The sequence below is a fragment of the Streptomyces sp. NPDC058877 genome, from assembly GCF_042742855.1.
Classification (GTDB): Bacteria; Actinomycetota; Actinomycetes; order Streptomycetales; family Streptomycetaceae; genus Streptomyces.
Genome location: NZ_JBHYMF010000030.1, coordinates 15,817 through 38,173 on the forward strand (window position 1 = coordinate 15,817; position 22,357 = coordinate 38,173).

A 22,357-nucleotide genomic window follows, 5' to 3' on the forward strand; every position below is an offset into this window, starting at 1 on the left:
ACAATAGCCGCCGTCCGAGGCGGAGTCGAGAAAAAGATCAGGTCCGTCTGCAAGGAGCGCTCCTGTCGCCCGCGCTCCCGCGACAGGGCCGGCCGAGTGCCTCTGAGGATGATCAAATTCCTCATGGCCGAGAGGGTTTGTGCCCTGCGGTCTTCTGATATGTTCGCCGCCGCTGGGCGCTGAACCGGCGGTCAGCGGCGGTGCATGCATGGGAGGGCATGCCGTCAACGGGGCTTTCACACACTGCATACGAGACCTTGGGTTCGCGCTCGCGGCACAGCGCCATCCGTGCGACGAACCGTGGCCCGATGGTCTCGATTCCTTCGTCCTCCGGTCACGCGACCACGCGTTGATTGCCTCACGCCCGACCCTCGGGGGCGCCGACAGCGACGGCTGGTTCCGGTTGCCCCGAGGGAGGGCGTGACCGCACCCTTCGGTGCGCGGAAGCGGAACGGACGGACATCCCGGTGAGGCACGTGGGTGCCTGCAGTCAGGGCTGCCCTGGGGCAGCCGCGCGCACATCGAAGGGCGAGGACGACGTTGTTCATGGGAACCTGCGAACCGGATGCCGCGAGACGCACCACCGGCGCCCGCCGTGGCCTCTTGCACCGACTTCCGCTCCACCCCCTCCGTTCCCACGGAGGCATACGTTGAGCCTCACGGCAGACCTGACCGAGATGCGTCCGGACGTCGTCGAACCGCTCGCGGTCGCCGTCATCGGCACCGGGGCGATCGGTCGGGACCTCGTCAGCAAGGCCCACCGGTCCCCCGCACTCGACTGCCGACTGGTGGCCGGACGCAACCCGGAGTCCGAGGGCCTGCGGTACGCCGAGGACCTCGGACTCCCCACCAGCGCGGGCGGCATCGAGGCCGTACTGGCGGCTCCGCGCCCCTTCGACGTCGTCTTCGACGCCACCAGCGCCGCGTCCCACCGGGAACACTGGCCGCTCCTCGAACCGCTGGGAACGCTGGTCATCGACCTGACGCCCAGCAAGGTCGGCCAGATGGTGGCCCCCACGGTCACCGGGGTCTCAACGGCGACCGGACGCAACGTCAACCTGATCAGTTGCGGCGGCCAGGCGTCCGTTCCCGTGGTGCACGCGCTCGCGGCCCGCTTCCCGGTGACGTACGTCGAGGTCGTCTCGACCGTGGCCAGCGACGTCGCCGGTCGCGCGACCAGGATGAACCTCGACGAGTACGTGGCGACCACCAGCCACGCCGTGACCGCCTTCTCCGGCGTCACCGACGTCAAGGCGATCCTCAACATCAGCCCCGCCGTGCCGCCGGCCACCTTCCGGACGGCCGTCCGCGCCCGCATGACCGGTGCCACCCCGGCCGCCGTCCGGGAGGCCGTCGACCAGGTGGCGGAGGAAGTGCGGTCGTTCGCGCCCGGATACCAGATCACCGCCTGCACCGTCGTCGACGACCTGGTGACCGTCACCCTCCAGGTCATGGCGCACAGCGACGTCCTGCCGCCCTACGCGGGCAACCTCGACATCATCAACTCCGCCGCCGTCATGGTCGCCGAGCAGTACGCGACCCGGTCGGGCCGGACGTCCCGGACGGGGGCGACCTCATGAAGCACCTGGTGATCCACGACCCCACGCTGCGCGACGGACAGCACGCAGTGCGGCACCAACTCGGACTGACCGCGCTGCGCCGTTACGCGGAAGCGGCGGACGCCGCGCGGATTCCGGTGGTGGAGGTCGGCCACGGCAACGGACTGGGCGCCTCCTCGCTCCAGGTGGGTCTGGCCGCGGCGAGTGACGAAGCCATGCTGTCGACCGTCCGGGAAGCCCTTCGGCACAGCCGGATGGCCACTTTCATGCTGCCCGGCTGGGGCACCTCCGCCGACCTCCGACGAGCCGTCGACCTGGGCGTCGACATCGTCCGCATCGGTGTGCACGCCACCGAGACGACCCTGGCCGAGCGCCATCTCGGCTTCCTGCGGGACACCGGCGCAGAGGCCCACTGCGTCCTGATGATGAGCCACATGGCCGGCCCGGACGAACTGGCCGAGCAGGCCGCGCGGGCCGTCGGGTTCGGAGCACAGGCGGTGGGCATCATGGACTCCGCCGGGCACCTCCTTCCCCCGGACGTCACCGCCCGGATCGAAGCGATAGTCAAGGCCGTCGACACCATCCCGGTGATCTTCCACGGACACAACAACCTCGGCATGGCCGTTGCCAACTCGGTGGCGGCGGCCGACGCGGGCGCCCTGATCATCGACGGCTGCGCCCGGGGCTTCGGAGCGGGAGCGGGCAACACCCAGCTCGAAGTGCTGGTTCCGGTCCTGGAGCGGAGCGGGTTCACCACGGGCATCGACCTCTACGGACTCCTCGACGCAGCCGACCTCGCCGAGCGCGAACTCATGCCCGCGCCACCGGTGACCGCCTCGATGAGCATCGTCAGCGGTCTGGCAGGAGTCTTTTCCGGATTCAAACACCGGGTCGTCGAACTCTCGGCAGCCGCCGGCGTGGACCCGCGTGACGTCTTCTTCGAGCTCGGCCGGCGGCAGGCCATCGCAGGTCAGGAAGACCTGATCGTCGACGTGGTGGCGGAGTTGAGTGCAGACAAGGCCGACGACTGACGGGTGTGCGACCCGCTCTCTCAGAAAGGAGGACGACGACATGGCAGTTCCGGACGCTGTGCCCGAGCCGAACGGGACGGCGGGTGTGGAGGTCACCCGCATGTCGTTCGACGAGTTCCTGGCCGTCGGCCCCCAGGGGCTGTACAAGGCCGACCAACCCGTGGTGATCAAGCTGCCGAGCAGCGTGCAGGGGCTCGGCCGGGACGAGGTGGCCGCGCGCCTGGCCGACATGACCGTCACCCTCTTCACCGAGCCGGGCGACAAGAACCACCCGGGGCGTTGGGAGACGCGGGACATCAGGCTCCGCGAGTTCTTCGCGGACGAGCGGCTCCTCAACGGCGCGGACACCTGGCACCGAGTGGTGTCGAACATCCGCAGCAGCCCGGCCGACGTCAACGCCGTCATCGGCTTCGACGCCGAAGAGTTCTTCGGGTACGGGAACTCCCTGTACGCCGCCAACCTGTGGATCAGCCACCGCGGCGTGTTCACCAAGAACCACTTCGACGAGTTCGAGAACTTCAACATCGCGCTCGAAGGCCGCAAGCGGTTCGTCATCGCACCGCCCGGCGTGCGGGACTACTACCCGCGGTCGGTGCTCCAGGGCTACGGGGACAAGTCCCAGGTGGTCGACCTCGCCGACGTCGACCTCAAGCGCTACCCGCGGGTGGCGGCCAAACTCGCCCAGCGCCGTGACTTCGTCCTGGAACCCGGCCACATGCTCTATCTGCCCCTGGGCTGGTGGCACCAGGCCGAGTCGCTCGACGACATGAACATCAACGTCAACTTCTGGCTCAAGTCCAAGAAGATCCTCCACCGGCCGCACGTGTTGGGCGTCGCGCTCTACACGTACGCCTACCGGAGGCTCAAGGGCGTCTACAGCTACCGGCCCACCGAGGTGAACTCCTGATGAGCGAGCGCAAGACCATCACCCCCACCCACCTGTACCGCAACAACGACAGGCTTATCGGGATCGGCAACACCTTCTGGAACATGTCCTACGAACACGGGGTCGCCGGCATCGTGGGCGATCTCAACGACGGCGTGTTCCAGATGCCCGACGGACACGAGTTCGTCAACTTCACCGTCTGCTCCTACCTCGACCTGGACACCCACCCCAAGGTCATCGACGGGGCGGTCGCCTCCCTGCGCCGCTTCGGAGTGCTCGACCACTGCATCCCGCGCACCCGGGTCCAGACCCCGGTCCTGCTGGAACTGGAAGAGTCACTGGGCGAACTGTTCGGCGCGATGGTGATCAGCGCGATATCCACCGCAGCGGCCAGCACCGGCCTGCTCCCCCTCATCGCGTCCGGACACCTCGGCAACGGCACCCGCCCGCTCATGGTCTTCGACAAGAACGCCCACGTCTCCATGGCGAACGCCAAGCCGAGCTGCGCCGACGAGAGCGAGGTCGTGACCTGCCGTCACCACGACCTGGACTTCCTCAAGGACATGTGCCGCACCTACGAGCGCGTCTGCTACGTGGTGGACGGTTCGGACAGCCTGGGCGGCTACGCACCCGTGCACGAACTCGCCGAACTCCAGGAGAAGTACAACCTGCTGGTCTTCTACGACGACTCGCACTCGCTGTCCGCGTACGGCGACCGCGGCATCGGTTACGTGCGTTCGCACTCGCCGGTCCTGGACGAGCGGACCATCACCGTGGCCACCCTGAGCAAGGGCTTCGGCGCCGGCGGCACGGCGATCCTCCTCGACGGCTACGGAGAGGAGACGCGGCGACTCGTCGAGCGCTTCGCGGGCCCGCTGGGCTACTCCCAGAAGATGAACGCCGCCGCGGTCGGAGCCGCACTCGCCTCCGCTGAGATCCACCGCACCGAAGAACTCCCGCGACTGCAGGAGCGCTTGCGTTCCAACATCGCGCTGTTCGACTCGCTGGTCACGACCGAGCAGGCCGCCGCCACCTATCCGATCCGCGTGGTGCCGATGAGCGACGAGACGGTCGTCGACGCGGCCAAGCAGGTCTTCGCCGCCGGCTTCTACACCTCGCCGGTGTTCTTCCCGATCGTCGCCCGCGGCACCGCGGGGCTGCGCGTGATGCTGCGGGCCGGCCAGTCCGAGGAGCAGATCAGGCGGCTCTGCTCCGCACTGATCGAGGCCGGTGCCCGGCCGGCGTCCGATCCGGAAGCCCGGTGACCGGCATGGCGCGGGCGGTCCCGCGCAGCATCCTGTACACCCCGGCGCTGTCCCTCGAACGGGTCGTCAAGGCGTGGTCGTACGACGCGGACGTCCATCTGATCGACCTGGAGGACTCCGTACCGCCGGCCGACAAGCCGGCCGCACGGTCGGTCTGCCGGGCCGCGTTGGAGAAGTCGGCGCGGCCGGAGAACCTCGCCGTGCGCATGAACGAGCTCGGGGGCATCGCAGCGGTCCACGACGTGCTGATGCTCACCGAGGCCCCGGTGAAACCGGGCATCGTCATGATGACCATGGTGACCTCGTCCATCGAGGTCGACCTGTTGCGCCGGACGCTGGCGTCCGCGGGCGCACACCCGGAGATCTACGTCACCGTGGAGACGGTCGAGGCCGTCACCGGCATCGACGCCATCGCGCGGGCCGCCGACGGCCTGGTGCTCGGCTCCGCCGACCTGGCCGCCACGCTCGGGGTCGAGATCACCTGGGAGGCCATGCAGGCCGCGCGGCAGGCCATGGCGATGGCCTGCGCCCGGCACGACACGGCCTGTATCGACACGGCCAACTTCCGGCTCTCCGAGCCGGCCGTCCTCACCGAGGAGACCACCCGGGCACGGGGGCTCGGGTTCCACGGCAAGGCGACCGTGCACCCGGCGGAACTCGACGTGATCAACCGCATCCTGCGGCCCCGGAACGAGGAGCTGGGACTGGCCCGCCGGGTGGCGGAGGCCGTGACGGCCGCCGACGGCGGGATCGCGGTTCTGGACGGCAACATGGTCGGCCCGCCGTTCGCCCGGCTGGCCCGCACCACGGTGGCCCGCGAGGACGCCTGGGCGAGTCGGTTCGGCAAGGGGGAGACGCCGTGACCGCACCGGTGATGCTCCAGGCCGCGGACATGTCCGGTACCCACCGCATGACCCGTGTGATCGACGTGCTCGGTGAGATGTTCACCGACCTGGCCGCGGGCCTGACCCGCTCTCCCGACCGCACCGTCATCGAGCACGGCGAGCAGCGGGTCCTCCTGGTCAGCCCCGCCGTGTGGGAGCGGCGCGGAGTGGGCAGCGTCAAGGTCACCACGCTCACCCCCGACAACCCGACACGCGGACTGCCCCTGATCCACGGGATCGTTGCGCTCACGGACCTGGAGACGGGGAGGATCATCGCGCTCCTCGACGGTGCCGAGCTCACCGCCGTCCGCACCGGCGCGGTCGCCGCCCTGGCGACCCGCTGGTGCACTCCTGACGACAGCGACGACCTGGCGGTGATCGGCGCGGGCGTGCAGGCCCGCGCACTGGTCCGGGCGATCACGGCGGTGCGTCCGATCCGCACCGTCCGGGTCCATTCGCGCACCCGCGCGGGTGCCGAGGAATTCGCCGAATGGATTCGCGACACGGCAGGCCCCTCCGTCCGGGCGAGGGTCTGCGCTTCCGCACGGGAGGCCGTCGCCGACGCCCCGATCGTCTGCACGGCCACGTCGACCGCCGACGCCGCACCCGTGGTGGAGGCGGACTGGGTGGCTCCCGGGGCCCACGTCAACGTCATCGGGGGGACCCATCCGGGTGCCGTCGAGCTCGATCCGACCCTGCTGGCCGACGCGGTGACCGTGGTCGAGGACCGGGCCGCCGCCCTGGACGGCGCGGGAGAGGTCAGAGCCGCCCTGGACGGCGGCCTCATCACGGCCGAGGCCCTCCAGGAGTTGGGACCGTTGGTGAGCGGAAAGGTCGCCGTCGACGGCCGGACCTCGGTCCTGCGCACGGTCGGCATGGCGATCGAGGACACGGCGGCTGCGGTGGCCCTGTTCGAGGCGCACAGCGGAGCCGTACCGGGAACGAGCGGCCGGTCCGTCGTTCCCCCGACGGGGAAGGGAACGCCCGATGGACACGCATGAGGACGTCGGCACGGCCAACGGGCACCCGTGGTTCGGACGCCACCGGCTGAAGCCCGCCGCGCCGGCCGACACGATCCGCCACATGTTGCGGCACGAGCTGAGGGACACCGGCTGGCCGTATCAGCCGCACCTGCCCGCGGCGCCCATGGCGATCCCGCGCGCGGCCTACGCCGAGGTCTTCCGGGTGAGCGTCGCCCTGACCGGGCTGCTGCGCCGCACCGCCCTGGAGAGCGGACGCACCACCGCCGAACGGCTGGCAGCGTACGACATGCCCGCCACTGAGGACCGGTTGTGGACGGACGACGCGTTCGTCGAGGAGCGGTACGCCGATTCCGTGGTCCGGCCCGATCTGGTGATCGGCCCGAACGGACCGCAGTTCCTGGAGTTCAACGTCAGTGGCGCCCTCGGCGGAGTGGTGGAGACGGAGAGCCGATTGTCGGTGTGGCGCAGGCTGCACGCCGACGAGGACGGCCGGACCCCGTTCCGTTCCCCCCGTCCGTTCGCCGTACGTGCCGAGATGTTCCGGTCGATCAGTGCGGAGCTGGCGCTCGCACCACGGATCGCCGTCGTCGGCAGCGCCCGGGTGAACGGCGTGGAGCCGCGGTACTTCGAGATGGAGGCCGAGTACTACAACAGCCACGGTCTGACCGCTCGCTTCTTCGAACCCGACGAACTGCACGAGGCGTGGGACTGCGCCCCGCACCTCCGTCATCCGATCGGGCTGCGGAACTTCACCATCCCGGACTGGCTCGAAGTGGGTCTCGACACCACTCCGGTCCAGGACGCCCTGGACCACGGCTGCGTGCTCGTGGGCACCCAGACGTCGACCTTCCTGCACAGCAAGCTCGCCATGGGCTGGTTGTCGGAGGGACGGCCCTGGATGACCGAGGGAGAGCGCGCGCTCGTCGAGCGCTACTTGCCGTGGACGCGAGTCCTCTCGGAGCGGAAGACCCACCGCGAGGGGCAGCAGGTCGACCTGCTGCCGTTCGTACGTGCGAACCGGGAGCGGCTGGTGCTCAAGGCCGGCCTGGGGGAGTGCGGGAAGCAGGTCGTCATCGGCCGTCAGGTCGACCAGGCCGCGTGGGAGTCCGCCGTCAGCGACGCCGTCGACGGTGGCCCCAGCGTGGTGCAGGAGTTCGTGGAGCCGCAGACCTGTCGCGCCTCCCTGATCGTCGACGGCTGCGACGAGCCCTACGAAGCCGATGTCGCACCGGTGTTGGGACCCCTGTTGTTCGGCGGACGTCCGGCCGGACTGTTCTGTCGTTTCTACGGAGACGGTTCCGCCGGCATCGTCAGCGTCCGGGGAGGGGTGAGCAGTTCCGACAACGTGATGGTGGCGATCTGACGTCCTGTCACTTCTCTTGCACGCCCTTCGGGCCGGCGCGTCGTGTGCGCCGGCCCCGACCTTCAGCGACATCGGAGTGAAAGCGCATGGCCCTGCGCCACGTCAAGGAAAACGAGTACGTCGAGGAACACGGCGGGGACTACGAGGACTTCGAACCCGGCATGGTGATCCGGCACTGGCCGGGCCGTACCCTGTCCGAGGCGGACAACACCTGGCTGACCTTGCTGACGATGAATCAGCACCCGCTCCACTTCGACCAGAACTACGGTGCCGGGGCCGAGTACGGCAAGGTCCTGGTGAACAGCGGCATCACGCTGTGCCTGATCGGCGGAATGACCGTTCAGGCCCTGTCGGCGCGGGCAGTGGCCAACCTGGGGTGGGACAGGGTGCGTCTGAAGGAACCCGTCTTCGTCGGTGACACCCTCTACGCGACGAGCCGGATCCTGGACAAGCGGTTGTCACGGTCCCGGCCCGGGCAGGGGATCATCACGGTGGAGACGACCGGCACGAAGTCGACGGGGGAGACCGTCATCGTCTTCGAGCGGTCCTTCATGGTCCGTTGCCGAGAGGCCGTCCCTCCGCAGGAGGAGTGCCGAGAAGGGGGTCCGGGTACCGGTGCCGAGGGCTTTTCCGACAAGGTGATGTGAGTAATCGTCAGTTTGATCGATAGCGGCCCGAATGATCGGTCGCTCTGACAGGATGGCGCGCATGACGAGCGAGAACCAACCCAAGGCCGGCCACCGCGGCACCCCCACCAACAACGCGTTCCGCGATTTCATGGCCTCCGGCTGGGCGACCGACGGCCGGCCGCCCACGCCCCGCGCCGAGGTCGCCGACCACGCGGCCCGTCGACGGGCGGCCGTGTCCCGGCGGTTCGCCGGCGAGCGGCTCGTCATCCCGGCCGGCGGGCTGAAGGTGCGTAGCAACGACACCGACTACACGTTCCGGCCGCACACCGCCTTCGCCCACCTCTCCGGGTTCGGTGCGGACGCGGACCCCGACGCTGTCCTCGTCCTCGATCCCGTCGCCGAGGGCGGACATCAGGCCGTCCTGTACTTCCGGCCGCCGGCCCCGCGTGACACCGAGGAGTTCTACAGCGATTCCCGCTACGGGGAGTTCTGGGTCGGTGCCCGTCCGACCGTCGCGGACGTCGAGTCCCAGCTCGGCCTCACCGCCCGTCACATCGACTCGCTCGCCGGGGACCTGGCCAAGGACGAGGCTGCCGCCCGACTCCGGGTCGTCCGGGCGGCGGACCCGGAGCTCGCCCTGCTCGTCGACACCACCCGCACCCAGGCGGGCAGCCCCTTGTCCGCCGAGGAACAGGAAGAGGCGGACGAGGAGCTGGCCCGCCACCTGTCCGGGATGCGCATCGTCAAGGACGACTGGGAGGTCGGCGAGATGCGCAAGGCGATCGCCGCGACCCACGAGGGCTTCGAGGCGATCATCGCGACCCTTCCGGAAGCCGTCCGCAAGGGACGCGGCGAGCGTTGGGTCGAGGGGATCTTCGGCCTGTACGCCCGGCACGAGGGCAACGGCGTCGGTTACGAGTCCATCTGCGCGTCGGGCGACCACGCCAACACCATCCACTGGACGAAGAACACCGGAGAGGTCCGCGAGGGCGACCTGATCCTGGTGGACGCAGGCATCGAGATCGACTCGCTCTTCACCGCCGACATCACGCGCACCCTTCCGGTCACCGGCCGTTTCACCGACGTCCAGCGCAAGATCTACGACGCGGTGCACGAGGCCCAGCAGGCAGGCATGGCCGCGGTGAAGCCGGGCAACAAGTTCAGCGACATCCACGCCGCTGCCAACGAAGTCATCGCACGGCGCCTGCACGAGTGGGGACTGCTGCCCGAAGGGGTCACGCTCGAACAGACCCTCGATCCCGAGCGCGGAGGCTGGCACCGCCGCTGGATGGTCCACGGCACCTCCCACCACCTGGGCATGGACGTGCACGACTGCCAGCTGCTGTTGCGCCAGGAGTACATGGACGGCGAGCTGAAGCCCGGCATGATCCTCACGGTCGAGCCGGGGCTGTACTTCAAGGCCGACGACCTCCTGGCCCCGGAGGAGTTCCGGGGGATCGGCGTGCGCATCGAGGACGACGTGCTGGTGACCGAGGACGGCTGCGAGAACCTCTCCGCCGCGATGCCGCGCGGTTCCCACGAGGTGGAGGAGTGGATCGCCCGGGTGTCCGCCGCTGCGGGAGGCGACGGTCCCCGCTAGGGCGCACCTCGAGAGGAGCGCCGTCCGCCCGGAGGGCGTCACGGGCCGGGAAGGCCCCTCGAAGCGCGACCCGGGGCCCAGCCCGTGGAGGGGCGTCCGACCGGAGGAAGTCCGGGGCGGGCGGCCCCTTCCCTCCGGCCCCGCGGCGGGCGTCACGGGGAGGAGCGGGCGCGGTCGGGGCGGGGTTCCGGCGTGGACGGCGCTCCGGTGACGGACCGGCCGGGGCGGCAGGGGGTCGCTCCGGCCCGCTCCTCGTGGGCGGGCACCAGCAGGTGGGGAGGGGCGGGCATGTCGACGACGGGCGGGGCCGACGTCTGGCTGCTGCTGTGCCCGGGGCTCGGTCGGGACGCGACCGGCACCGCCGGCCCGGTCACTTCCTCGTTGGTGGACTCCTTCGCCGCGGAACTCGGCAACCGGGCCGCGGTCGTCCACGGCAGGCGTCTGGTGCTCGGCGTGGAGGGCGGACGGTTGACGATGACCGACACCAGAGGACGCCCCGTCGCCGCGCCGGCCGTCGCCTACGCCCGGCTGTCGATGGCTTCCCTGTCTGCTGACAGGGGTGTCACCCTGCTGCGGCACCTGGCCGCGATGGGAACCCGGTTGATCAACCCCGCCGAGGCGGTTCTGGCCGCGGCGAACAAGTTCTGGCAGTTGCAGCAGCTGGCCGCGGTCGGTCTCCCCGTTCCCGATGCCCGTACCCACACCGACGCACCCCTGGAGCAGATACTCGATGCGGGCGTCCCGCCGCCGTACGTGGTGAAGGCCGTGCGGGGCCACCGCGGGCAGCGGGTCTTCCTCGCGCCCGACGACACCTGGTTGCGGGGTGTGGCGGGCAGTCTGGACGACCGCCATCCCTATCTCCTGCAACGGTACGTCTCCCACTCCCACGGCCGGGACCTGCGCGTCGTCGTGGTCGACCGCCGGGCCGTGGCCACTGCTGTGCGGACCGCCGGCGACGATCGTCTGGTCTCCAATCTGGCGCAGGGCGGAACCCACACCGTCTGCACCGGTAGGCATCCGGATGCGGAGGCGCTGGCCGTCGAAGCGGCGGATGCGATGGGCCTCGGTGTCGCCGGCGTCGACCTCCTCTTCGAGGCCGACGGCTCTTTCGCGGTGTGCGAGGTGAACTCCAATCCCACCTGGCGGCCCGACATGCCCGGCGTCGCCGAAGCCGTCGCCGCCGCCTGCCGGAGACGGCTTGCTGCGTCGGACTGAGCCCTGCCGGAGCCCGTACGCCCCCATGACGAAGCCGGACGCGCCCTGAATCCCGTGCTTCACCCGTGAGGGTGATGACGTGCACATGGCGGCCTGGGTAGCGTCTGATCACGTCTGTTGATCACACGCGAAGAACGGGGACGGCACGTGCGGAACGGTATGGACGCGGACCGGAGACTACTGGTCAGTGTGTTCGGGCCGCAGGAGGCCCGAGAGGCCGTGCTCGGCGGGGCGCGGATCATCGACAGCGAAGACCCGCGCAGCGCGCTCGGAACGATCAAGCCACGCCGCATCATGGACATCGCCGACGCGGTCCTCGCCGTCCGACGCGACCTCCCCGTGCAGTTGAGCACCAACATCGGAGAGGACCAACTGCTCTACCGACGGGCCGGGAACGGTTTGGCGATCGCCAAGTCCCCCTACGAGACCGTCGGCAAGGCCGCTCAGGCCGCGCTCGGCGTCGCGGTGTCCATGGGCGTGCACGTCCACCCCTGCCCGATCGTGAAGGTGGGCCTCGACGGTATGGGGGTCGACCAACTCGGTGACGTACTCGGCGAGATCACGGCGACCCTGCGGCGCGCCGACGGACTCGGACGAACCCGTGTCATGTCCGTTTTGTTCGCACAGGACCTGGACCTGTGGGACGCCCGCAAGACACTGCCACAGGTTCGCCGCGCGCTGGTGGGCCTGCGCGAGTACGATCCGGCGGCTTCCGACGCGCCGGACGCCTTCGACCTCGCGGAGTACGCGGACGCACTGCTCGGCGACGACGGGAACCCGCTCTTCCCCGACCGGCGCCCCGATGAGGAAGAACTGAAAGCCCGTGGTGCCCTTCCGGCGGCGGCACGCGGTACCCATGTCACCGTCAGCGAGCCGTTCCCACACGCTGACCACGGTCTGACCCGTCGCCGCCGCACCGACGCCGAGGCGATCCGGACCATGGTCGAAGCCAGTGCAGCCGCCGGAGCGGACGCCATCATGATCGACACCAGCATCCTGCTGAAGGTCGCCCGCATCGGCCTGATCTCCACCGCGGGCAGCGACGAACTCGTCGACCTGGACGCCCATGACGTCGACGCCCACGGCCTGCCCCGCACCGGAATCCTCTCCCTGGAGGAGATCCGCTTCTTCGTGGACCTGTGCCACGCCCGCGGCCTGGAAGCCAACCTCGCCGGTTCCGTCCAGAGCCACCAGGCCCAGCAGATCTGGCACCTGGTCCCCGACCTCGACCAGCTCTCCGCGCGTGGCGGAGTCGTCGCGCTCGCCCGCGACCCCTTGGGCGGCACCGGCGCCGCGACCCGCCACGACCGGGTGGTCCGCCGGGGGCTCGTGGCCGGGATCATCCCGCCCGAACAGGGCGGCCATCTGGTCGTGCCCGAGCGCATGACGCGCTCACCGAAGTTCCGCACCGACCTGGAAGCCCTGCTCGCCCGCCACGAGGGCCTGGACGTGCGTGTCGCGGACCGCTACGGCGACCTGTCCGTCCTGGGCGCGCCGGGCCGACCGACGGACTGACCCCCGCCACCGTCCACCGGGCGACGCGCCAGGGGCAGAATCCGCCCGCCCCCGCGCTCCCCCCCTGGACGCCTTCCTGCCCCATCGAAGGAAAACTGTTCTTCTCCTTCGGTGGGGCAGGGGCCATGGGTCATCGACGAGAGCGCCCTCCTCGAACCACCTCAGCCCCGTTTGGCCTGGGCCTCCTTGGCGGATGCTTCCAGCCGGTTCCAGTAATCCCGGCGCTGGGCCTCGTCGCCACCAGCCGTGTTGGGGCTGCCCTCGCGCAAGCCGACCTTGCCGTCGATCAGTTCGCGGACGATGTCGGCGTGTCCGGCGTGCCGGTGCGTCTCGGTCGTCATGTGCAGCATGATCCGCTGGAGCGTCACGTTTCCGTTGTCGCCCCACCATGCGACGTGGCCCATCGCATCGAGCGGCAATGCTTCGATCGTGGCGTCCGCATGCGCCCAGGCGCGGCGGTAGAGGCCGAGGACGTCCTCGCGCGACTCGTCGGCGGTCGCCCACATGTCCGCATTGGGCTCGGCGCCTTCCTCGTACCAGGGGAGGTGCTCGTCGTGCGGGCGGCCGAAGACAGGGCCGAAGTAACCGAACTCGACGCTGGAGAGGTGCTTCACGAGACCGAGCAGATTGGTGCCGGTCGGCGTCAGGGGGCGACGGACGTCGTACTCCGACAAACCGTCCAGCTTCCAGACGACCGACTCCCGGGCCGCCTTGAGGTAGCGGTGGAGGTCGTCCTTGGGGTCGTTGGGTTCCATGGCCCGAGTCTCGCAGCAGCCACTGACAACGAGGCTCCCTCGACAACCCGACGGGCTGCGGCGCACGACGGGGGAGGGGCCGCTCGCGCCCAGGGCCCGTCTCCCGAATCCGTCCGCGGGATCGTCGTATGCATGAACGAGACTTGGGCGATCGACGAGGACGACGGTGCGTCGGTGTCTCCCGACACTGTCAGTCGTCCGTGACCCGGCCGGTGCCGACCGGACGGCCGTCACCACCCCTGACCCCATCTCCTCCATCCCGGAGGCCCTTTGACGAGCCACGTACCCGCCTTCGCCCATGAGGGTGAAGTACAGAGAAGCCCCACCATGAAAAGACGGCGGTCATCTCCCCGGCCGGCCCCTACGCCGCCGGCATCCTCCTTCGGTCTGCCCGGCCCGTGGCTCAGGAGCACGCGCGTGCCGCATCGTCCCAGGCGCCGGGGCTGCGGTGGTGGTTCTTGTGCCCTTCGGCAAGTACACGGCGCAGTTCGGCGAGGTGCTGGGTGTCCGCGGGGAGATCCAGCCGGTCGAGGAGGGCCAGTGCGGCGGTCGGTTCCAGGTCGCCGTAGATGTCGTGGAAGCTCGACCTCAGACCGCGGAAGACCGCTGGATGTAGCGCGGAAAGCCGTGCGGCGGTGAGGTACGTCGACTCCTTCACCGTCCAGCGCACCGGGCCCGAGCACTCCAGAACCCGACGGGCGCGGCGGAGCTGGGCTTCCGATCGCTCGGTCACCACTCGGTCGATGTCATTGCCGAGGACCTCGACGAAGGCCGCCGCGGAGGTGGTGTGGTCCTCGAACCAGTCCACCCACAGCGAGTAGGTGACGGTCTCGGCATCCCGGTCCGCTTCCAGCCGTTGACGGTAGCCGTCCCACAGCACGTCGGCCGGCAGGGGCCCCTCCGCGCTGTCGTCCGCGAACCGGATCTCGCAGGTGACCCAGTATTCGTCGAGGAGGTCCAGCAGCCCGAAGGCCAACCGCACCTGGTCGGCCGCATCCAGGTCCTCGGCGAACACATCGCCGGCCCAGGAGTGCGCCACCTCATTGGCGGTGAGCAGCACGCCCGGCTTCTCGTCGCTCACCCATCCGTCGCGCACCTGACGGACGCCCTGGTCAGCCAGCCAACGCCGCGCCGCCTCCGCAACGTGCATCTCCATCCCGGCAGTATGGCGAACCTCGCCGGATTCGGGCCGACCGACCTCGCTGACGACGACGGCTTCCGGCTCCACGGTCCCTGCCGAACACCCCCACCTCCGACGACCGTCCGCCGGTCGTCGCACCCCCGCCCGTTCCCGCGCTTTGGTCCTGAGGCCGGGGCGCGGGTACCGGGTGCGGGGGCTCACCAGCCGAAGCGGCGGTTGACCACCGCGGCGAACTCCTCGAAGCTCAGGACGCGGTCACCGTTCTGGTCGGCCGCGTCGAAGAGGGCGGCGGAGTCGTCCACGTCCCCGACCCCCCAGAAGGGGATCACGCCCTGTGCCGCCATGGTGGGCCCCTTCTCCCGCATCGCCCGGATGACCTCGACACGGCTCAACGTGCCGTCCTGGTCGAGGTCGAGCGCATCGAAGAGGATCCGGGCCTTCTCGCTCATCACGTGTCCTGTCCGGTGGGGCCGGGCGCACATGCGGCCGGCGCGTCGTGTGAGGGAGGACGTGCCGGCCACCCCGGAGGTTGCCTCCTTCCGGGCGCGTTCATCGGGACGTCGCCCCGCCGCGGGAGCGCCCCCGAGAAGGGATCCATGAGCGTTCCGCGCAGGACACCGGCTGTTGGGGGAAGGGGCGGGACGCGCCCGTGCAGCGATCGTCCGGACGGTTCCCCGGGACCGGAGCCGCCGACCGCGCACCCCCGGCGCCCGCGCGCACTCAGGTGCCGGCACCCGGGAGCGAGGCGAGTGCGGCGTCGAGTCGTCGGGCCGCCTCGTCAGCGACGGGGGCCATGGCCTCGACACCGGTCAGAGTGACCATGGTGGCCGGGTCGATCGCCTGCACGACGGCCTGTTCGCCCTCGGTGCGGACCACGACGTTGCAGGGCAGCAGCAGGCCGATCGAACGGTCGGCCTCCAGGGCCTGACGGGCGAGCGGAGGATTGCACGCCCCGAGGATCAGATACGGCTCCATGTCGTGGTCCAGCTTCGCCTTGAGCGTGGCCCGGACGTCGATTTCGGTCAGGACGCCGAAGCCCTGGTCGGCCAGCGCGCGCCGGACGGCTTCCACCACCTCCTCGAAGGTTCCCGTGGGCCTGACGGTGCGGTCGTACGGCATGCTCTTCCCCTCGCTGTTCCGCTGATGGCCTCGCCGGTGCCCGGGTGCCCCGGATCGTCGCACTGCTCCGCGGCGGCCCGGGCCGGGGCATCACGAGGAGCATCATGCCCCGCTCGCTCCCCTCAGGAAGCGAGCGACAGGCCCCACGAGAACGCTCGGTGTCGAAGGGCAGTCGGCCCGCGGTCGCGGAGCCGCGTTCAGAAGAACCTCAGAACTTCGTGTGCCAGGCTGGCGCGCCTGTTCGCCACGTGGTGCGACCCATTCAGTGAAGGAGCTTTTCGTGAGCTTGGTCAACGGCCTGCCCGCGCACATCCTGCTCGTGCATTTCGTCATCGTGCTCGTCCCCCTGACCGCCCTGGCACTCGTGGCCGGTGCGATCTGGCCGGCGGTGGCACGACGCATGGGCATAGCGCTGCCGTTGCTCGCCCTGGTCACGTTGCTGAGCGTGCCCTTGGCTTCGGAGGCGGGGGAATGGTTGGAACGGCACGTCGAGAGCAATGCGCTGGTCCGCCAGCACGCCGAGCTCGGCGACGGCCTGCTGCCCTGGGCCGGCGGCCTGTTCGCACTGGCCGTCGGCGTCTGGTGGACGGCGCGCCGCAACGGCACGGCCGGGTCGGGAGAGGGGACCGAAGCGGCGGCCGCGCCGTCCTCGGGTGTGCTCCGCTCTGCCGCGCCGGTGCAGATCGCCGCAGTGGTGCTCTCGCTCGTCGTGGCCGTGGGCGCGGTCGTGGACGTGTACCGCATCGGCGACTCGGGGGCGAAGGCCGCGTGGCAGGACGGGTTCTCCCAGACGGCCATCGGCGGGCACGGCGAGGACTGACCCGTCAGCGCTCGTCCCCGGCAGCGATCGCCGGGGACGAGCGGGTGCGGCCCCGGGCGACACGCAGGCTCAGACGGTTCCCCACGGCAGCCGCACCGTGAACGTCGTTGCCCCCGGTGTGCTCTCCAAGTGCACGATCCCCCCGTGCGCCTTCACGACGGCCGCGACGATCGACAGCCCGAGCCCCGCCCCGCCACCCGCGTCCTTCGTGCTGCGGTCGGCCCGGGTGAACCGTTCGAAGAGGCCCGGCCGAGCCTCCTCGGGAACACCGGGGCCGTCGTCGTGCACCTTCACGACGGCCCCCGCTCCGTCCGCTGAGAGGCCGACGGTCACCTTGGTTCCGGCAGGGGTGTGCGAACGGGCGTTGGCCAGCAGGTTGCACACCACTTGCTGGAGGCGGAGCTCGTCGCCGGTGACGGTCACCGGCTCCTCGGGGAGGTCCAGTTCCCAGTGGTGGGCGGGACCCGCCGCCCGTGCGTCCGTCACCGCGTCCAGGATCATGTGGGTCAGGTCGACGGGCAGCGCTTCGAGGGGACGGCCGGCGTCCAGGCGGGCGAGGAGCAGCAGGTCGTCGACCATCGCCCCCATCCTGCCCGACTCGGCGACGATGCGTTCCAGCGCCCGGGTGACCTCCGGCGGCACCGAGCCGGGGTGCAACAGGGCGAGCTCTGCGTGACCGCGCACGGTGGCGACCGGGGTGCGCAGTTCATGGCTGGCGTCGGCCGCGAAGCTGCGCAGCCGCTCCTGGCTGGCGTGCCGTTGGGTGAGGGCGTCCTCGACGTGCCCGAGCATGCGGTTGAAGGCACCGGCGACCCGTCCCACTTCGCTGCGTGGGTCGGATTCGGGGACCCGCGCGGGCAGGGCCACCTCGCCGCTGGCCAGCGTGAGCCTGCTGACCCGGGTCGCCGTCGCGGCGACCCGGCTCAGCGGGCGCAGCGACCAGCGCACCCAGAAGGCGCCCGCGACTCCGGTACATGTCAGGGCGGCGCCGAACACGATCCCCGCGACCAGTTCCAGCCGGTGGACGGGAGCCTCGACCGGCTCCCAGGGCAACCCGGTCACCAGGACGTCGCCGTCGACGCCCGGTGCCGCCATCACCCGGTAGTCGTCCAGCGCGGAGAGGTCTACGGTGTGGCCCCTGCCGTCCGTCGGGATCGCGGCCAGCCGTCGGACGTCCGCTTCGGTGAGCGGGACGGAGGAGGAGCCGGTGGAGAGCACGACGGCCACGTCGACGACCGCACCGTTGCGCAGACGGGCGCCGAACGTACCCGTGGACTGGCGGCGCGTGTCGCCGTGCTCTTCTTCCTCCTCCTCGTCCTCTTCGACCTCGTGCTCCGAGGGCGGTCGGCCGGCGCGCGCCAGGCTCGCCGGGAAACGGGTGCCGCCCTCGGCGAGCTGTTGGTCGAGCCGTTCGGTGAGGACCCCCTTCAACTCGACCACCGCGGCCACGCCGACGGCGGCGCAACAGACCGCCAGCAGCACCACCAGGCCCAGGGTCAGCCGGGCACGCAGGGTGGGGGGAAGCAGACTCCTCATGCGGACGCCGGCTTCAGTACGTATCCCGCCCCGCGCACGGTGTGGATCATCGGCTCGCGGCCCGCGTCCACCTTCTTGCGCAGGTACGAGATGTACAGCTCGACGACATGGGCGCGGCCCCCGAAGTCGTACGACCAGACCCGGTCGAGGATCTGTGCCTTGCTGAGCACCCGGCGGGGGTTGCGCATCAAGAAGCGGAGCAGGTCGAATTCGGTGGGGGACAGGTCGATCAGTTGCCCGGCCCGGGTCACCTCGTGTGCGTCTTCGTCGATCACCAGGTCGCCCACGGTCAGGAGCGGGCCCTCCGTGGTCTGTCGCGCCATGCCCGCCCGGCGCAGCAGCCCGCGCACCCGGGCGACGACCTCCTCCAGGCTGAACGGCTTGGTGACGTAGTCGTCGCCACCCGCCGTGATCCCCGCGATGCGGTCCTCCACGGTGTCCCGGGCGGTGAGGAAGAGCACGCAGACGTCCGCCCGTACGGCGCGCAGGGCACCGAGCACGGCCAGCCCGTCGGTGTCGGGGAGCATCATGTCCAGGACGACGGCGTCCGGCATCAGCTCCCGGGCGGCGGCGACCGCCGCGGCCCCGTCGCCGGCCGAGCGGACGTGCCAGCCTTCGTAGCGGAGTGCGCCGGACAGCACCTCGGCGAGGTCGGGGTCGTCGTCGACGACGAGGACGCGGAGCGGTGTGCCGTCGGTGCGGGTGAGGGCGGGGCGCCCAGAGCGTGTGGTGTTCATGGCGCCTCTAGGATCGCCCCTCGCGAGGGTGCCTGACACCCACGGACGCTCTGAGTTTCCTCTGAGACCGTCCTGTGCCGTCGCCGGCCCGCGAGACCGGGGCCGAAGGCCGCCCGGGGCGGGGCACGGCCCCCTCCGGGCGACTGTCGTCCTCCCGGCACGCCGGCCCCTCCCGGATCGGCGACGGCCGGATCACGACGCCACCAGGGTGGCGCGATCCGACAGGAGATGCCGACCGGGGCGTCCTACAGTCGCGTCATGTACCCAGACCCAGACCTGACCGGCATTCCCGTGGACGCCTCCGCACCCGTCCTGGTCACCGGCGCGACCGGATACGTCGCCGGGTGGCTCGTCAAGGGACTCCTCGAGGCGGGCGTCACGGTGCACGCCGCAGTGCGCGACCCCCACAACACCGCGAAGATCCAGCACCTCCTCGACTTCGCCGAGGAGGCACCCGGAGAAATCCGCTTCTTCGCCGCGGACCTGCTGGCCGACGGCTCGTACGGCGAGGCCATGGACGGCTGCCGCATCGTGTTCCACACCGCGTCCCCGTTCACCAGCCGGGTGGACGACCCGCAGCGCGAACTGGTCGACCCCGCCGTGCGGGGCACCCGTACCGTCCTGCGGAGCGCCAATGCCACGCCCTCGGTGGAGCGCGTCGTGCTCACCTCCTCCTGCGCCGCGATCTACACCGATGCGGTCGATTGCGCCGCCGCTCCCGGCGGCCGGCTGACCGAGGAGGTCTGGAACACCACCGCTTCCCTCGACTACCAGCCCTACAGCTACTCCAAGACCCTGGCCGAGCGGGCCGCGTGGGAGATCGCCGACGCGCAGGACCGCTGGAAGCTCGTCGTCGTCAACCCGTCGCTGGTCATCGGGCCCGCGACCAATGCCCGGCCCACGTCCGAGAGCTTCGCGATCGTCCGGCAGTTCGGTGACGGCACCCTGCGTCGGGGCGCACCCCGAGCCGGCCTCGGCGTGGTCGACGTGCGTGACCTGGCGCGCGCCCACATCGCCGCCGGTTACCTCCCCGACGTCCACGGCCGCCACATCGTCTCCGGCCACGACACCGATGTGCTCGCGCTCGCCCAGGTGCTGCTCCCGCGCTTCGCGGACCGCTTCCCCCTTCCCCGGCGCGCCCTCCCGAAGCCCCTCGTCTGGCTCGCGGCCCCGACGGCCGGGCTCACCCGCACCTTCGTCAGCCGCAACGTCAACGTCGCCTGGCAGGCCGACAACGGCAAGAGCCGCCGAGAGCTGGGGATGACGTACCGACCGATCGAGGAGTCGATGGGGGACATGTTCCAACAGCTCGTCGACCGTGGCTCGGTCCCCGCGCCCGCCTAGAACGGTGCCGACGTACTCCCTCGCCCCGGGGTGGCAGCGGGTCCTCTCCGCACTCGACCTGGACCCGGTCCAGGTGCTGCGGCGCGCCGACCTGCCGACGGACCTCTTCGAGGGGCCCCGGAAGCGCATCGGGGCCGAAGACTTCTTCGCACTGTGGGAAGCGGCCGACGCCCTGTACCGCGGCCCCGACCTCGCGGTCGCGGCTGCCTCCGGGGTGTCGGCCGACCACTTCGACATCCCCGTCCTCGCAGGGCTGGCCGCACGCGACCTCGCGCAGGCGGCGGAACGGATCGACACCTACAAGAGGTTGATGTACCCGGTCACCCTGGACGTGCGCGCGGACGCCGGCCTGCGGATCGCGCTGCGCCCGAGGGACCCCTTCACCCCTCCGGCCGTGCTGGAACGGTTCGAGCTGCTGTTCTGGGTGGCTTTCGCACGGCTGGCGACCGGGGCCCGGGTGGGGCCGGTGAGGGTCACGGTGCCGGAGCCGCCCGAGGAGCAGAGCGCCGTCACCGAGTTCCTGGACGGGGTGCCCCTCACCAAGGGCCGTCGTGCCGAGGTCGTCTTCTCCCCGTACGACGCGCACCGTCCGTTCGTGACGACCTCCCACGCCGCTGTGCGGCAGTTCCTCGAACCGGAGCTCGATCGGCGGCTGCACGCGCTCGAAGCATCCACCACCTGGACGGAACGCACCCAAGCCGTACTGCTCACCTGTCTGCCCGCCGGGCGGCGCTCGCTGGCGGAAGTGGCGTCGGAGCTCGACACGAGCCCGCGCACGCTCCAGCGCCGGCTCGGCGGCGAGCGGACCTCGTTCCAAGAGGTCCTGGCGCAGACCCGTGAGCGGATGGCGCGCGCCTATCTCCAGCGCTCCGTCCTGTCCTACGCCGAAATCGCCTTCCTGATCGGCTACGAGGAACTGACCTCCTTCCACCGCTCGCTGCGCCGATGGACGGGGGAGACGCCGCGCGGCTTGCGTTCCGGAACGAGCGTCCCCGTGTGACCGTCACTGCGGCCACCGTCCACGCCCGGCCCCGATGCCCCGCCGCTTTCCGCTCGTACGCCGAGGATCCGCCGCATCGACGATGCGGCGGATCCCGTCACTCCAGCCGGCTCGCCCCCGGGGGAAACGACGGCCCCGGGCCGTGTCCCGCCCGTCGGCTCCTCCCGGGCGGGCCCGGACCGACGCACCCCGGCACGGGGTTGCGACGACCGCCGTCGGCTGGCCCGGCGGGACCGCTGCGGACCGCCCCGACGACCGTTCTGCGGCCGGGACGGTCCGCCGGGGTCAGGGAAGCACTTGTCGGACGATCACCCCCACTCGGGTCACCGCGCCCTGCCGTCCGCGGCGCCGGTGACGACGCCGCATCGGGGGCTGCTCGGGAGGCTCGCCGGCAAGCAGGAGAACCGCCAGGAGACAAGGCATCAGGACCAGCAGGCAGAAGGTCATGCCCCCTCCCCGACGGTCCCCTTCCCGATCGGGGCGCGTCTGGCGCCGCGGGTCGGCGGGGAACCCCAGGCAGCTGCCCTCAGCCTCTCCATCGCAGGCGTCACGCCGGTCAGGCGCAACCTGCGGCCTTCTGCCGTCCAGCTCCGCAGGACGCGCAGCAGGGCGGAGTCGGCGAAGGTGACGAGCGAGGTGTCCAGGACGAGGCGGCGACATCCCCAGCCGGAGGCCGCGGCCAGCAATGCCCGCAGCGGTCCCGCACTGTAGTGGTCGACCTCACCGTGGAGCGCGATGCGCAGGGTGTCCTTGCCGTGCGTGCTGCAGGCGCGGACGCTTATGCCGCACGGCGCGACGTCCGCGCCCTGTTCGGACGAACCGGCACCGGACGGGGCGGCAGGGGTGGTGGGCAGTATCGGAGGGTTGCTCGTGGTACTCACGCCTCCCCAACGGCCCTGCCTCCGCGCCCGGCACGGTGCATCACTCCGCCGGAGCGGCTTTTAACGCATTGGAGGGCAATGGTGCCGGTCGTGC

General features: G+C 70.8%; 22 protein-coding genes. 14 read left to right on the forward strand and 8 right to left on the reverse strand.

Annotated elements, in window-relative coordinates:
- The first annotated feature begins 650 nt into the window (after positions 1–650).
- From ACFW2Y_RS10050 to ACFW2Y_RS10090, 9 genes are all read left to right on the forward strand, one after another.
- Positions 651–1,580, forward strand: coding sequence for an acetaldehyde dehydrogenase (acetylating) (locus ACFW2Y_RS10050; RefSeq protein WP_384876087.1), 930 nt, complete (start codon positions 651–653; stop codon positions 1,578–1,580).
- Positions 1,577–2,590: a 4-hydroxy-2-oxovalerate aldolase gene (dmpG, locus tag ACFW2Y_RS10055; RefSeq protein ID WP_384876089.1), complete on the forward strand. Its 1,014-nt coding sequence runs from the start codon at positions 1,577–1,579 to the stop codon at positions 2,588–2,590. The genes ACFW2Y_RS10050 and dmpG overlap by 4 nt, the downstream gene beginning before the upstream one ends.
- A 40-nt stretch (positions 2,591–2,630) precedes the next feature.
- Positions 2,631–3,497 (forward strand): cupin-like domain-containing protein, encoded by an 867-nt coding sequence (locus ACFW2Y_RS10060; RefSeq protein ID WP_384876091.1) that lies wholly within the window; start codon positions 2,631–2,633, stop codon positions 3,495–3,497.
- The gene (locus ACFW2Y_RS10065) at positions 3,497–4,741 is read left to right on the forward strand and encodes an aminotransferase class I/II-fold pyridoxal phosphate-dependent enzyme (RefSeq protein ID WP_384876093.1); all 1,245 of its coding nucleotides are present in this window, start codon (positions 3,497–3,499) and stop codon (positions 4,739–4,741) included. Before ACFW2Y_RS10060 ends, ACFW2Y_RS10065 begins: the two co-directional genes overlap by 1 nt.
- Entirely contained in the window at positions 4,738–5,604 is an 867-nt protein-coding gene (locus ACFW2Y_RS10070; protein ID WP_384876095.1) for an HpcH/HpaI aldolase/citrate lyase family protein, read from the forward strand. Before ACFW2Y_RS10065 ends, ACFW2Y_RS10070 begins: the two co-directional genes overlap by 4 nt.
- Positions 5,601–6,626 (forward strand): ornithine cyclodeaminase family protein, encoded by a 1,026-nt coding sequence (locus tag ACFW2Y_RS10075; RefSeq protein WP_384876097.1) that lies wholly within the window; start codon positions 5,601–5,603, stop codon positions 6,624–6,626. The genes ACFW2Y_RS10070 and ACFW2Y_RS10075 overlap by 4 nt, the downstream gene beginning before the upstream one ends.
- Positions 6,613–7,971: a hypothetical protein gene (locus ACFW2Y_RS10080; RefSeq protein WP_384876099.1), complete on the forward strand. Its 1,359-nt coding sequence runs from the start codon at positions 6,613–6,615 to the stop codon at positions 7,969–7,971. The genes ACFW2Y_RS10075 and ACFW2Y_RS10080 overlap by 14 nt, the downstream gene beginning before the upstream one ends.
- 86 nt (positions 7,972–8,057) lie before the next feature.
- Positions 8,058–8,618: a MaoC family dehydratase gene (locus ACFW2Y_RS10085; protein WP_384876100.1), complete on the forward strand. Its 561-nt coding sequence runs from the start codon at positions 8,058–8,060 to the stop codon at positions 8,616–8,618.
- Between the two features lie 61 nt (positions 8,619–8,679).
- Positions 8,680–10,200 carry an aminopeptidase P family protein gene (locus ACFW2Y_RS10090; protein ID WP_384876102.1) on the forward strand — a complete coding sequence of 507 codons (1,521 nt, stop codon included), beginning with the start codon at positions 8,680–8,682 and terminating at the stop codon, positions 10,198–10,200.
- A 152-nt stretch (positions 10,201–10,352) separates the two neighbouring features.
- Here ACFW2Y_RS10090 and ACFW2Y_RS10095 read toward each other — a convergent pair whose 3' ends face one another.
- Complete coding sequence (locus ACFW2Y_RS10095; protein WP_384876104.1) at positions 10,353–10,490, reverse strand: hypothetical protein; 138 nt, start codon at positions 10,488–10,490, stop codon at positions 10,353–10,355.
- Here ACFW2Y_RS10095 and ACFW2Y_RS10100 point away from each other — a divergent pair.
- On the forward strand, positions 10,489–11,415 hold the full coding sequence (locus tag ACFW2Y_RS10100) for a RimK family alpha-L-glutamate ligase (RefSeq protein WP_384876106.1): 927 nt from the start codon (positions 10,489–10,491) through the stop codon (positions 11,413–11,415). The two genes, ACFW2Y_RS10095 and ACFW2Y_RS10100, sit on opposite strands and share 2 nt — an antisense overlap.
- A gap of 147 nt (positions 11,416–11,562) precedes the next feature.
- Complete coding sequence (locus ACFW2Y_RS10105) at positions 11,563–12,930, forward strand: (5-formylfuran-3-yl)methyl phosphate synthase (RefSeq protein ID WP_384876108.1); 1,368 nt, start codon at positions 11,563–11,565, stop codon at positions 12,928–12,930.
- Positions 12,931–13,091: 161 nt separating this feature from the next.
- Here ACFW2Y_RS10105 and ACFW2Y_RS10110 read toward each other — a convergent pair whose 3' ends face one another.
- The 4 genes from ACFW2Y_RS10110 to ACFW2Y_RS10125 form a co-directional block, all read right to left on the reverse strand.
- Positions 13,092–13,685, reverse strand: coding sequence for a DinB family protein (locus ACFW2Y_RS10110; RefSeq protein WP_384876110.1), 594 nt, complete (start codon positions 13,683–13,685; stop codon positions 13,092–13,094).
- A 403-nt stretch (positions 13,686–14,088) separates the two neighbouring features.
- Entirely contained in the window at positions 14,089–14,841 is a 753-nt protein-coding gene (locus ACFW2Y_RS10115; RefSeq protein WP_384876112.1) for a hypothetical protein, read from the reverse strand.
- Between the two features lie 182 nt (positions 14,842–15,023).
- Positions 15,024–15,275 (reverse strand): EF-hand domain-containing protein, encoded by a 252-nt coding sequence (locus tag ACFW2Y_RS10120; protein WP_384876114.1) that lies wholly within the window; start codon positions 15,273–15,275, stop codon positions 15,024–15,026.
- 271 nt (positions 15,276–15,546) lie between these two features.
- The gene (locus tag ACFW2Y_RS10125; RefSeq protein WP_384876116.1) at positions 15,547–15,945 is read right to left on the reverse strand and encodes a DUF302 domain-containing protein; all 399 of its coding nucleotides are present in this window, start codon (positions 15,943–15,945) and stop codon (positions 15,547–15,549) included.
- Positions 15,946–16,225: 280 nt separating this feature from the next.
- Between ACFW2Y_RS10125 and ACFW2Y_RS10130 the strand changes: the two genes are divergently transcribed.
- A complete protein-coding gene (locus ACFW2Y_RS10130; RefSeq protein WP_384876118.1) occupies positions 16,226–16,765 on the forward strand; it encodes a DUF2231 domain-containing protein in 540 nt (179 codons plus the stop codon).
- A 69-nt stretch (positions 16,766–16,834) separates the two neighbouring features.
- Here ACFW2Y_RS10130 and ACFW2Y_RS10135 read toward each other — a convergent pair whose 3' ends face one another.
- Together ACFW2Y_RS10135 and ACFW2Y_RS10140 are read right to left on the reverse strand one after the other, a co-directional pair.
- A complete protein-coding gene (locus ACFW2Y_RS10135) occupies positions 16,835–18,301 on the reverse strand; it encodes a sensor histidine kinase (protein WP_384876120.1) in 1,467 nt (488 codons plus the stop codon).
- Positions 18,298–19,038: a response regulator transcription factor gene (locus ACFW2Y_RS10140; RefSeq protein ID WP_384876122.1), complete on the reverse strand. Its 741-nt coding sequence runs from the start codon at positions 19,036–19,038 to the stop codon at positions 18,298–18,300. Before ACFW2Y_RS10140 ends, ACFW2Y_RS10135 begins: the two co-directional genes overlap by 4 nt.
- A 258-nt stretch (positions 19,039–19,296) precedes the next feature.
- On the opposite strand from ACFW2Y_RS10140, the gene ACFW2Y_RS10145 reads away from it, so the two are divergent.
- Entirely contained in the window at positions 19,297–20,382 is a 1,086-nt protein-coding gene (locus ACFW2Y_RS10145; protein WP_384876124.1) for an NAD-dependent epimerase/dehydratase family protein, read from the forward strand.
- A 4-nt stretch (positions 20,383–20,386) separates the two neighbouring features.
- Positions 20,387–21,382 (forward strand): AraC family transcriptional regulator ligand-binding domain-containing protein, encoded by a 996-nt coding sequence (locus tag ACFW2Y_RS10150; RefSeq protein WP_384876126.1) that lies wholly within the window; start codon positions 20,387–20,389, stop codon positions 21,380–21,382.
- A 443-nt stretch (positions 21,383–21,825) separates the two neighbouring features.
- Here ACFW2Y_RS10150 and ACFW2Y_RS10155 read toward each other — a convergent pair whose 3' ends face one another.
- Positions 21,826–22,263, reverse strand: coding sequence for an STAS domain-containing protein (locus ACFW2Y_RS10155; protein WP_384876128.1), 438 nt, complete (start codon positions 22,261–22,263; stop codon positions 21,826–21,828).
- Between the last annotated feature and the right edge of the window lie 94 nt (positions 22,264–22,357).